The following is a 12,230-nucleotide window of genomic DNA, read 5'->3' on the forward strand; positions in this document are numbered from 1 at the left end:
CTAAAGAAGAGTCTTTTTTCCTCTTGATAAATCCTTCACCTTATGAATAATATGTTGTATGTTCTTTGTTACATATGTTAGGAGGAGAATCTGTTGGCTATTGCCGCCCCATTGAAAGAGAAACCTGTCCAAAAATCCGGAACCACGGTGTATTCTATTTTAGTTATCATCGGGGTCTGCCATTTGCTGAATGACTCACTGCAAGCTGTGATTCCCGCGATGTTTCCTATTTTGGAACGTTCCATGAGCCTGACGTTCACACAGCTCGGCATCATTGCGTTCACCTTAAACATGGTCTCATCCGTCATGCAGCCCGTCATTGGCTGGTATGCCGATAAACGGCCGATGCCGTACGCCCTGCCGCTCGGACTGACATCAAGCATGCTGGGCATTTTAGGGCTAGCCTTCGCCCCATCGTTTTTGACCGTTTTATGCTGTGTGTTCTTCATCGGCCTGGGCTCCGCCGTCTTTCATCCGGAGGGCTCACGCGTCGCCTACATGGCAGCAGGCTCAAAGCGCGGTCTGGCTCAGTCAATTTATCAAGTCGGAGGAAACTCCGGGCAGGCGATGGCTCCGCTGATCACGGCATTGATTCTCGTCCCGCTCGGACAATTTGGCGCCGTATGGTTTACGCTTGTTGCCGCGCTCGCCGTTCTGTTTTTAATTTATATCGCCAAATGGTACACGTCGCGGCTCGGCGACCTGCAGCAGCGGCCGGCTAAAAAAGCGCAAACAGAGACGAAAAACACGTCTATTTCGAAGTCAATTACTGTCGCTCTTATCATTATTATTTTTCTTATTTTCGCGCGATCTTGGTATGTCAGCGCCATCGGCAACTTCTATACGTTTTATGCGATGGATACGTATCACGTAAGCATCCGGCAGGCGCAAAGCTATATTTTTGTTTTTCTCCTGTTTGGCGCTGTCGGCACGTTTCTCGGAGGCCCGCTTGCAGACCGTTTCGGAAAACGGACTGTCATTATCTTTTCTCTGCTTGTGTCAGCGCCGCTTGCGATTCTGCTCCCATTCGCCGGACCTGTCCTTGCCTATGGGGTGCTCGCGCTGATCGGAGTCATTCTCATGTCAAGCTTTTCAGTCACTGTTGTCTACGCTCAAGAGCTTGTCCCAGGAAAAATCGGCACGATGTCAGGACTGACTGTCGGACTCGCCTTCGGAATGGGAGCGATCGGAGCTGTCGCGCTGGGAGCTCTTATCGACTCAGCCGGGCTGACGCCAACCATGATTGCCATCGCTTTTCTGCCGATTTTAGGCATTTTGGCTGTCCTGCTGCCGAGTGATCAAAAGCTGAGAGAATGGCATAACTGATCATCTAAAAACCCCTGTCCGCACAGAACAGGGGTTTATTTCGTTATTCTATTTTATAAAAGTGGGTATCCGGAACCGCGTATTTCGGAATAAATCCGGCTTTAAAATTCGGAAACGCACGCTGTATTTCTTCTATCCATCTTGCCAGGTTTAAGGTATAGGGGAGATAAATAAAATCAATCACCGCTTTATCGTCAATATGGTAATACCAGCACAGGTTAAACTCCTTTTCCGTAATAAGAGTGAATCCTGAGAAATGGTAAAACATCAGCGGTGTTCCATTGAGATACACGTTATCATTCTCCAGCGTCACCTTATAATTTTCTATATTCCACAGTGCTGCGTTAGCACCGATGGATGTTACCACATGGACATTTTTGAACTGCCGTGGCCACTTTTCGACATACCTTTGGTCGCCGTACGTCTTTCGCTCCTCGTCCATGTCCACTGTACAATGAGCGATGCAATCCTGTCTCCACTGCCACACCGCTTCATAAGCCTCTTTCACATTTCTGCTGCCTACAAATCCGGTGTTGAATTGCCCCGTCCGCTCATAATATGACATAAACCGTTCAGAATTGCGATGGTCAGTCAAAAACAGAGAGGCCTCTGGATTTTCAGCAAATATTTGCCCCGGATCAGAAAAGAAATACAGATCCGTATCCATGTGGGCAAAGTACTCCGCGTCACGCCGCTTATTCATCACGTAAAATAAGAAAGCGGGTTTCAGCGTCCAGCAGTATTCGTGAAACGTCCTGTTGCCCTTTGCCTCTAACAGATCTGGGTCCTCCATTTCATGCAGCTGCGTAAGCGTGACATGCTCCCATGGCACGTGACGAAGCAATTGATACGCTTCCTGGTCGATGCACAGCACATGCAAGTGAAAGTCGCTGCAATGCTCATGGAGAGAATGAATCATCGGCATCAGCTTAAAAATATGGGTTCTTGAAACGATCGTTGTAAAATGAAATTTACTCACCATACCACATCCATTTATCTAAGATCCACGAATAATAAATCAGCGATCAGCGCATATAGCGCATTGGCAAAGTCATGCACGCCCAATTTCTTTTCCGCTTTAACAAGAAGCTTTTTTATGTGCTGCAAATCAAAGCTTTTCGCTGTCACCCTCGGGCTTTTCTGCCGCCAGTCTGGATCGAGATTGCGATCCTTCACTACATGGAGCAGCTCAAGGAACAGGTTCAGCAGCTCTTCATATTTTTCATATTCCAGCAGCTTGGTGATATCCTCCATAATGCCGTTTGTTAAGGAGGCGTTAAATGGCCCGTTAAAGGCGAGATGCACGCCAAGCGAATGGATATTGTTGTACTTGTCACACATATAGGCAATGTTTGTTCTGATATCATCCACAGAGGCGCAATTGCTCGGGTGCTCCTGATGGACGCTCATGATGTCGCGCCGCAGCTTAAAAGAAAGCCCCGCTTGATGAAGCCGGATGCCAAGGTCATAATCTTCAAAGCCGTACCTCACAATGCCTTCATCAAACAAACCGATATCGGCCACGTGGCGGCGTTTGACTGACGAGTTATTCGTAATAAAAAACCGCCAAGGCAGATGGTAGCCCGCCAAGTCATCTCCATACTCGTCTAAAATGCTCTTCAGCGCGTCAATAAAATCGGTATCCAGATCAAAGCTTTTCTTCTGGAAGCTTCCGTCCTTCACCTCTTTTTCAGTTAACAGCGCCTGTTTATTTTTGGCCGGCATATCTTCATAAATCTTTGCGAGACGCTCCTTATGTTCCTTTTCAAAGCGATCATAATAAAAGCTGTAGATCCTTTTCCAGAACAAACCGCACACGACAAGATTCTCTTCGTTTTCATGGGCTTTAATATGCTTTGCCACAAGATGTTTTTCGGCAAGCATATCGCTGTCATGAAAAATCAGAATCTCTCCTCTTGCATTGCGGACCGCCTGATTTCGTCCGTACGCAATTCCTCTGTTCTGTTCAATCCGTACAAAGATCAACGGAAATTCCGCTTTGAAGGATTCGAGCATGGAAAGCGTCCCGTCCTCAGAGCCATTATCCGCCACAATGACTTCAAATTCTTCCTCGCACTCCTGTTCATTTAACGTCAGCAGGCTGTTGTAGAGCCGTTCTTTTGAATTATATGCAGGAATAATAACGCTTGCCTTCACTTTGTTCACTTCCTGTATTTGATTCGTTTATTTGTTATCGTCTTTTGATGCAAAGCCGTTGAAAACAGGATCAATCTTTTCCACCGTACGGATGACATGCGGCAGCATCTTTTGATACAGCTCATGCACAAAGGGCAGATCCGTCCGGGTTGTTTCATGAATTTGTTTGATTTCGTCAATACTGACGATCCGATACCCGCTGAAATGGTAAAAAATCAACGGATTCCCGTCATCCAAGAGAATTCGTCCATCCTGCTGCGAAAGGGTATGCTTCCCGTAATTCCAGTGGCCGATATTTACACCCGGTGTCGTAATGTCGCAAACATTCGGAAACAGATCCGGCATATAGTCCAAGTAGCCTTGGTCTCCGAACTTCCCTTCACCCGGCGCGTTCTTACACTCCTCAAGACATCGCTCCATCCACCACTTCAGGCAGTCATTGCCCGCTTGATCATTTTTGAAGCTTAGAAAACCCGAATTATACCGGCCTAACAGACGCTGGAGCATGTCAATCTGCTCTTGTTCAAACGAGGGGATCACAATGTCGCCGCGAGAGAGTAAAACAGAACAGTCGGGCTGATTCTCAAAAATGCGGCTCGGATCAGAGTAAAAACACAAATCAGCGTCAATATACGTTACTCGTTCTAAGTGAGGATTGCTGTTGAGCACGGCTTGAAGAAAAATCGGCTTCAGTGTCCAGCAGTACTCGCTTTTGTCCCTCGTGTCCTTCAGTTTCAGCAGGGCGTCATTTTCAAGCGCCGTGACCGGAACAAGCGTGACATGCTTCAGATTCATTTTTTGCAGGACCCGATAAGTGTCATCATCCATACAAAGAGTAAAAATGGAGCAGCTCTCTTGGACCCTCTCCAAGGAACCGAATAACGCGACAGCCTGATACAATCTTCCTTTTGATAAAACGGTACAATACGCGCTGGCCATGTTTTTTTCTCACCTCCATACGTGCTACTTTTTAAAGAATTCGGTGTACCATTTAATTGTTTTTTCAAGTCCTTCATCAATCGTGTAGGCAGGTGTCCAGTTCAGCAGCTTTCTCGCTTTTTCAGCGGATAAATATTGGTGCTTGATTTCGTTGCTGCCTCGGTTCAGTACGTTAGGCTTCAGATTGCTGTTCATGGCCTTCAGAATTTTCTCCACAAGTTCAAGCACCGTCAATTGGATTTCATTGCTGAAGTTAAAAGCTTCACCCGCCAGATTGTTCTCCTCCATTTTTTCCGCAAGAAGGAGATATGCCTGTACAGCATCCTCAATATAAAAATAATCGCGGACAAAGGTGCCGTCACTGCGGATTTCCGGCGCTTCGCCGTTCAGCACAAGCTGAATAGTTTGCGGAATGATGCGGTTAAAGTTCAAATCACCGCCGCCATACAGGTTTCCGCAGCGTGTGATACAGACCGGAAGACCGTATGTGTGAAAATACGTGTGGCTGATCAGATCCGCACAGCTTTTTGAGACATCATACGGATGGTTTCCTTGGAGCGGCATATTTTCGTCATACGGGAGGTTTTCTTGATCTCCGTACGCTTTATCACTGGAGGCGACGATGACACGCTTGATTAACGGATGCTTTCTGCAGGCCTCAAGAATATTCCATGTACCGAGAATATTCGCTTCAAAGGTTGAAATTGGATTGCGGTTTGCGACCCCGACAATGGCTTGCGCGGCGAGGTGGAAAACCGTGTCGATTTCATACTCCCCAAGTGCGCGTTCAATCACAGGCAGATCCTCAAGTGCGCCTTGCACGATATTTATTTTTTGAACGTACTCTCCTTGGTAAAGGTTGGACTTCGGCACAGCATCACGGATAAGCCCCGTCACATTGGCTCCCTGATCGACAAGCTCTTTTACCAGATAACTTCCCAAAAGACCTGTACACCCTGTGACAAATACATTTTTATTTTTCCAAAAGCTCAACGCAAATCACCATACCTTCCATACATGTTGTCCTTGATCCCACATCTTATTGACTTCCAAAAGGTTCTTATACGTATCAATCGCCGTCCAAAAACCGTGATGGCGATAAACCGCAAGCTCACCGTCCTTCACCAGATTCCGGAGCGGTTCATCTTCGAACATGACATCCCGGTCTTCGGGCAGATAATCAAACACTTTAGGACTCAGCACAAAGAATCCGCCATTAATGATCCCGTCGCTGGATGTCTTTTCAGAAAATGTTTTCGCCATTCCCCCGTCAACGGTCAAGGTGCCGAATTGCGTCGTTCTATCAATGCCTGTAACCGTCGCAGCCGCGCCTTTTGTTTGATGATAGCTGATCAGATGGAACAGATTAATATTGGCAAGTCCGTCCCCGTACGTCAGCATAAAGGTTTCATCGCCAATGTACTCTTTTGCCTGCAAAATCCGTCCCGCCGTCAGCGTATCCTCTCCTGTTTCCAAAAACGTAATTTTCCACGTTTCAGGCTCCCCAAGCATCCGCACCTCTCCTGTCGAGCTATCCAGCGTCATGCTGTGGTGCTTCCAATCGTAATCTAAAAAATATTCCTTAATTTTCTCTCCTTTGTAGCCTAAAAGCAGAATGAATTCGTTCACTCCATAGTACTGATAGAGTTTCATAATATGCCATAGAATCGGTTTGCCGCCTATCATGGCGAGCGGCTTAGGAAGCTCATTAGTGATCTCACTCATTCTCGTTCCTTTTCCGCCGCAGAGAATGACCGCTTTCATCTCTACCCCTCATCTCTATGAAAATTGAAATCGAAACCTTTCGAAACATAACAGTCCTCACAATCTATCAAGGTAAACGTCCTCGATAATTTGTCCGAATCTCCATCTCGGTTTCAAATTCTACTGTAATGATATGAGAGAACGGAGCGCTTTGTGACCAATTAGAATCTATTTTTTCAAGTTGGTTAAAAACCACAAAAAAAAAGCCTTAAGCGGATATGATGCTGCCGCTTAAGGCTCTTTTACCTATTATTTGCTTGTTTCCTGTTCCTTGCCGTAATGATAGTCAGACGGATCAACCGCTTTAAAATCACTTAGCTTATGGAATCTCAGCAAGTCTTTGTAAAGAACACTGTCTGAAAGTTTCAGCTGCTGTGTCACTCTCGTTTTCAGGTTCTTTGTTTCTTCATTCGCTTCTAGTTCTTTCCCTGTCTTCGTATCATAGATGATATTATCGACGGACGTATACTTCGGCGTCACGAAGTCACCGTTTCTAAACGTTACGGTATCATCATGTTCTTTAGAGAATAGATCTGTACCGAAATTGATATAGTTCTCAGAATCAATGCCTTGCAAATGAAGCAGTGTCGGCATAACATCGATCTCACCGCCGTACGTATGATTCACTCCGCCTTTTTTGCCGGGAACATGAATCATAAGAGGCACACGCTGGTTCTGCGTGTTTTGATAAGACGTAATCTCTTTTCCGAGAATTTCTTTCATTGCACGGTTATGGTTTTCAGATATGCCGTTATGGTCTCCGTAGAGCATCACGACAGAGTTATCATAGAGACCGGATTCTTTCAGCTCTTTAAAGAATTGCTCGAGCGCTTCATCAAGATAACGGGCTGTTTGGAAATAACTATCAACCGTGTTATCGCCGGTCGTTGCTTTATCAATCGTCGCATCTTTTTCATCCAAGTTGAACGGATAATGGTTTGTCAGCGTGATTAAATGCGCGTAGAACGGCTGCTGCATCGATTTAAGTTTCGATGTGGATTCCGTAAAGAACGGCTTATCCTTCAGCCCCATATTGACGACATTTTCATCTGACATGTCATAGGTGCTTGCATCAAAGAAGTTATCATAACCGATATGTTTATAAATCTGGTCGCGATTCCAGAAGGACTTGTAATCACCGTGTAAAACAGCGCTTGTGTAGCCTTCTTTCTGATCTAATATCGCAGGCAGCGATTGATACGTATTTTCACCTTTTGTCACAAAGGCCGAACCTTCAGGAAGGCCGAAAATACTGTTATCCATGATCAGCTCGGCATCCGCTGTTTTTCCCTGGCCTGTCTGGTGGAAGAAGTTATCGAAATAAGTCATGTTATCTCCGCCGTGCGCAAGCTTATTTAAAAACGGCGTGACTTCTTCACCGTTCAGCTTATAATCGATCAGGAACGATTGGAAACTTTCTAAGTGAATCTTAATAATGTTTTTGCCTTTTGCAGCGCCAAAGTACTCTGCATTTGGTTTTGCGTAATGAGACGTCGTATAGTTCTCGACGCTTGTCAAATCATCGCTGCTTGCGTAAGCTCTTTGCGATTCCGTTTGTGCGGTCTGCACACCGTCATAAATCGTGTAATTGTATAGACCCAGGTATTTTACGATATAATTGCGGTCAAACGTTCTTGTCAACAGCTGCGGGCGATCCTTTTCAGCGACAGCCAAGTTGATGAAGAACAACGCGATACCCGCTACAATCACTAACGATGTAAAGCGTTTTTTCATCTTGTAGCCCTTCAGTTCAGGTCTCCAGATCAGTACGGCAATCAAAATGATAAAATCGACAAAATAGAAAATATCATGAGCGGCCATAATGCTGAAAATCCCGTCTCCCATGTTTCCGACGTTGCCTGACTGCTTAATGTTCGGGAACGTCAAGAAGTCATCAAAGAAACGATAGAATAGGATATTTGCATATAAGATGAATGTCATCACAAAATCAATAATCAGCATAATAATGGCCGATTTACGCCCTTTCGCAAACAAAGCCAGTCCTAAAAAGACGATGGCGCTTGAGAACGGGTTAATCAATAATAGAATTTCCTGTGTTGTGCCCTTTACTCCAAGGTTGAATTCTGTCTGATAAGATAAATACGTTTTTGCCCAAAACAGAATAACAGCCAGCACAAAAAAGCTAAGTTTGTAAGAAAAAAGTTTCTTCATGTCAACCTCTACTTTCTTAAACACTTATAATCTTCTTTTGAATGTTTATCTTTATTCTTTAATCCAATTCCTTCTTTCCTAACAAAATCAAGGCATCACACAACAAATAAACATGCCGATCCTATTTACGGTTTGTACCATACCATTTTTATAACAGCTATTTCAACACCAAACACTAGACGAAAGAACTCTTCTTTCCGTTTCAAAAAAAAGAAAAAAACTTGCAAAACCCAGTGCTGTGGGGTCTGATACCCCTTTACCTATCCAAGAAGGAAACAGATATAAATATAAGAATAACATAAACTAGCAAAAACGAAAAATGGGCATACGGACAGACGCCTTCTGGCGGACTGTGGTTATTGTATGCATGAACCTTCCGGATGATCACTTTTTTTGAGAATCAAAAGATAAACATCAAGTACGCTTCTATGATGCAGCAGAATAGGTGAACGCTTTTTTCCGCCTCTGCAAACAAAGGTATTTCTCCATTTTACAAAAAAGAAAAACCAAGCAAGGCTAGGTATGTGGGAGCTCTTTTTCTGTATCTGAAATCCGATCAATATCTAGATGAAACAGCACAAAACAAAAAAGCTTGTAGAAAAAACATCGTTTTCTCTACAAGCTGAGGACTGGATACCTCCAGTCCTCATATGAATGCTTTTTAAATTCCAGCCCAGACATCTTTCGCATACATACCGTTTGTTTGCAGATGTCCCAGCCATTTTTGTGCTTCCTGCTCTTCCACTCCATGTACGGACTGATACGCTTTTTGCAGCGTCGCCTCTACATCCGGCGCCATTTTACTGCCGTCGCCGCATACGTAAAGGCGTCCTCCCTGGTCAAGGATAGAAATTAATTCCTCGGCATTCTCCGCCATTAAGTGCTGTACATACGTTTTTGGAATGCCCTCTTTTCGGGAGAAAGCCGTATGGAGCGTTACAATTCCTTCTTTTTCATATGCCTCAAGCTCGCCCCGATAGATAAAATCGTTATCGTTTCTGCATCCGAAATACAAGTGAGCCTCGCCCAGCGTTTTCCCCTCCTGCTTCAATGCCGCGCGCGCCTGCAAGAAACCGCGAAATGGGGCGACACCGGTCCCCGGGCCGACCATGATGATCGGTTTTTCGGGATCTTCCGGAAGCTGGAACCGAGATTCCGGTGTTCGAACAAACATGTCAATATCATCTCCCGGCTTACGGTCCGCCAAGTAATTCGAAGCTACTCCGCGATATTCGCCATGCCCGCTCCAAGCAGGACTTCGGACCACGCCGACGGTAATGGCAGCTTGTTCCGGATTCACCCGCGGAGAACTTGAAATGGAATAATATCGCGGTTTAAGCGGACGTAAAAGCTCCAAAAACCGTTCAAACGGCATTTCACATGCCTCGTACTTTTCGAGAAGATCCAGCATGGAAATGCGTTTCTGCAATATTTTCTCCTGGTAGACACCCTCTTCTGCCAAATCTTCCAATTCACGTTTATGCGGCGGGCAGACTGTAAATGCCGCGAGCTCCCGTATTTGTGCCCTGGTCGCTGCTTCTTGTACATCAACACTGTAGCTAAGAAGATCATGTAAACTGACAGGCCGGTCCAAAGGCAGATGGGCTGCGCTGCGTCCGCTTGCAGTCAGTGTGACTTGATCATTTCCTTTCAAGCCAAATCTTCGGAGAATTCGATTGACTTTTTCCTGACTGTTACTTGGCAGCACGCCAAGGTGGTCTCCTTCCTGATACGTCACTCCCGGCGGTAAAGCGATTTCAATATGCCGGGTGCTTCGATCGCTGTCCGCAGACTGAAGTTCGCGATTTTCCGTAACGGCTGCGTGAACGGCTTCATACGACCGGGCCAAAGGAGATCCGCCAAGCCCCCTGACAAACTCAAGGCTTAGTGTACTTCGTTCCTTCTCCGCATTTTCGTTGAGCTTCAGCCCGAATGTGTTCATCGCGTCCGACCACATGGTTTGTTTCCATTGGTCAAGCTGTCCCTCAAAATCACCGCTTACATCGCCCTCGCCTCGTGCTGAGAACCGTGCTGCCCCTTTTTGGGCAAGCTGCTCATCAATATATCGCGGGACATCCTGGTACGTACTGGCCCAGTTATGATCTCCGCACCCAAACACAGCATATTGAACACCTGTAAGCTCACCTGGTTTGATTTCTTCAAGCCATTGTACGAATTGTCCCGCATTGCTTGGCGGCTTACCATTATAAGAGGAGGTGACGATCAGAACGGCTCCTTCTCTCGGCAATTTGCCAATCTGATCATTAAGAGCCGCTACCTCAGTCCGGACACCGTGCATACTGGCCGTATCCGCGAGTTCCCGCGCCACACCCTCTGCGGTCCCCGTGTCAGAGCCGTAAAGGACAAGCAAAGGACGATTATTGACACCTACGATTGAAGCGCTCTTTGTTTCCTGTTTCTCCTTTTGATCATCCGGGGCTTTTTCATCAGATGTCAGAACAGCTGAATTCATGTCCTCCTGATTTCGGGATTGAACCCGGATTTTAAAATCACCCGGTTTAAGTGTTAACGTTTGTTTGATGTCCAGTTCATAATTTGTATGATCAATTAATTTAAAATATTGGAGAATCATCCCCAGCACGAGAGTCGCCTCATGAAGGGCAAACTGCATGCCGATACATGCCCGCTGTCCATTCCCAAACGGTTTGTAGGCATGATGCGGCACTTGATCCGGATTTTCAAACCGCTCAGGATGGAATTCTTCCGCGTTCTCTCCCCAAGCCTCTTTGTCACGGTGAAGCTGAGGAATCAGAACGGAAATTCTATCTTTTGTCGTGATCGGATATTTTCCTCCAATCACTGTGTCTTCTTTTGCATAAAGGCTAAAAGCCGGAGCTGTGGGCCATAAACGTAATGATTCGTTTAAAATCATCCGGATATATGAAAGCTGCAGCACTTGTTTGTATGTAGGAGTTGGACCCGTTAACACCTGATCGACCTCTTCATACGCTTTTTTCATTTTATCGGGGTTTTTCAATAAAAAGTAAATCGCAAAGGACAATAAACCGCTCGTTGTTTCATGCCCCGCAATTAAAAATGTAATGATTTGAAAACGAATATTTTCATCATCCAATTTCTCCCCTGTTTCCGGGTCTTCCACATTCAGCATACGGGCAAGCAAATCCTTTTCGTCTTGATCTCCATCTGCCTTGCGTTCAGCAATAATACTGTCTACTAAAGAAAACATGTTTTGAATATCATGGTGGAATTGGCGTTTTGTCCTGACCATAAGTTTGTCTTGAAAATCCAGCCGCTGCATTTGATGCATGGCTTCATCAAGCGCGCGAACCATACTGTTAATAAACGGATGGGGCGTTTCTCTATAGTAGCTGTTAAAACGATAGTTAAACCCGCACAAACCAATCGTGTCCAATGTAAGCCGAGTCATATCTCCCGGCACATCAACTGCTTCGTTAGGGTTAAGCCTGGCCCATTTTTGAATCAGCTGGACGGCGATATCGACCATCATGGAGTGATACTCTTTCATGGCCCGCTGGCTGAAAGTCGGCATTAGAATATTGTGCGCTTTTCTCCAGTTAGGCTCATGCGTCCAGCTTGTAAATAATCCGTCTCCGGAAAAAGCACGGACTTTTTCTAAAGCGCCTTCAATGCTTTTATCAAAGCGGGACTCATCGCAAATCTCTTCTACTAACTCATGGCCAGAAACAATGATCGTGGTGCCCGCAGGCGTATTCAATTGAAAAATGGGGCCATACTCATCCGCCAATTTGCTAAGCGACAGAGTCGGCCTGTCTTTATCAATTAAAGGAAGATTGCCGAGCGGCCCAAACGTTTTCGGCTGAGGAATCGGGCTTGTTTTCTTCATAAAAACATCCTTTCTGCATTCGATG

At 45.6% G+C, this 12,230-nt stretch carries 8 protein-coding genes; 1 reads left to right on the top strand and 7 read right to left on the bottom strand.

Annotated features, from left to right (window positions below; translation table 11 throughout):
• Positions 1–93: 93 nt before the first annotated feature.
• On the top strand, positions 94–1,326 hold the full coding sequence (locus GXP75_RS17870; protein WP_242557455.1) for an MFS transporter: 1,233 nt from the start codon (positions 94–96) through the stop codon (positions 1,324–1,326).
• Between the two features lie 43 nt (positions 1,327–1,369).
• Here the strand turns inward: GXP75_RS17870 and GXP75_RS17875 are convergent, their stop codons facing one another.
• From GXP75_RS17875 to GXP75_RS17905, 7 genes are all read right to left on the bottom strand, one after another.
• Entirely contained in the window at positions 1,370–2,305 is a 936-nt protein-coding gene (locus GXP75_RS17875; protein ID WP_106045946.1) for a putative nucleotide-diphospho-sugar transferase, read from the bottom strand.
• A 14-nt stretch (positions 2,306–2,319) separates the two neighbouring features.
• Positions 2,320–3,483 carry a glycosyltransferase family 2 protein gene (locus tag GXP75_RS17880; RefSeq protein ID WP_242557573.1) on the bottom strand — a complete coding sequence of 388 codons (1,164 nt, stop codon included), beginning with the start codon at positions 3,481–3,483 and terminating at the stop codon, positions 2,320–2,322.
• 27 nt (positions 3,484–3,510) lie between these two features.
• Positions 3,511–4,422 carry a putative nucleotide-diphospho-sugar transferase gene (locus GXP75_RS17885; protein WP_242557456.1) on the bottom strand — a complete coding sequence of 304 codons (912 nt, stop codon included), beginning with the start codon at positions 4,420–4,422 and terminating at the stop codon, positions 3,511–3,513.
• A 24-nt stretch (positions 4,423–4,446) separates the two neighbouring features.
• On the bottom strand, positions 4,447–5,415 hold the full coding sequence (locus tag GXP75_RS17890) for a GDP-mannose 4,6-dehydratase (RefSeq protein WP_242557457.1): 969 nt from the start codon (positions 5,413–5,415) through the stop codon (positions 4,447–4,449).
• 6 nt (positions 5,416–5,421) lie between these two features.
• Positions 5,422–6,186, bottom strand: a complete 765-nt coding sequence (locus GXP75_RS17895; protein ID WP_242557458.1) for a glucose-1-phosphate cytidylyltransferase — start codon at positions 6,184–6,186, stop codon at positions 5,422–5,424.
• A 249-nt stretch (positions 6,187–6,435) separates the two neighbouring features.
• A complete protein-coding gene (gene ltaS, locus GXP75_RS17900) occupies positions 6,436–8,358 on the bottom strand; it encodes a lipoteichoic acid synthase (protein WP_242557459.1) in 1,923 nt (640 codons plus the stop codon).
• Positions 8,359–9,019: 661 nt separating this feature from the next.
• Positions 9,020–12,205, bottom strand: a complete 3,186-nt coding sequence (locus GXP75_RS17905) for a bifunctional cytochrome P450/NADPH--P450 reductase (RefSeq protein WP_242557460.1) — start codon at positions 12,203–12,205, stop codon at positions 9,020–9,022.
• Between the last annotated feature and the right edge of the window lie 25 nt (positions 12,206–12,230).

It is taken from the genome of Bacillus sp. HU-1818, from assembly GCF_022695965.1.
GTDB lineage: Bacteria > Bacillota > Bacilli > Bacillales > Bacillaceae > Bacillus > Bacillus atrophaeus.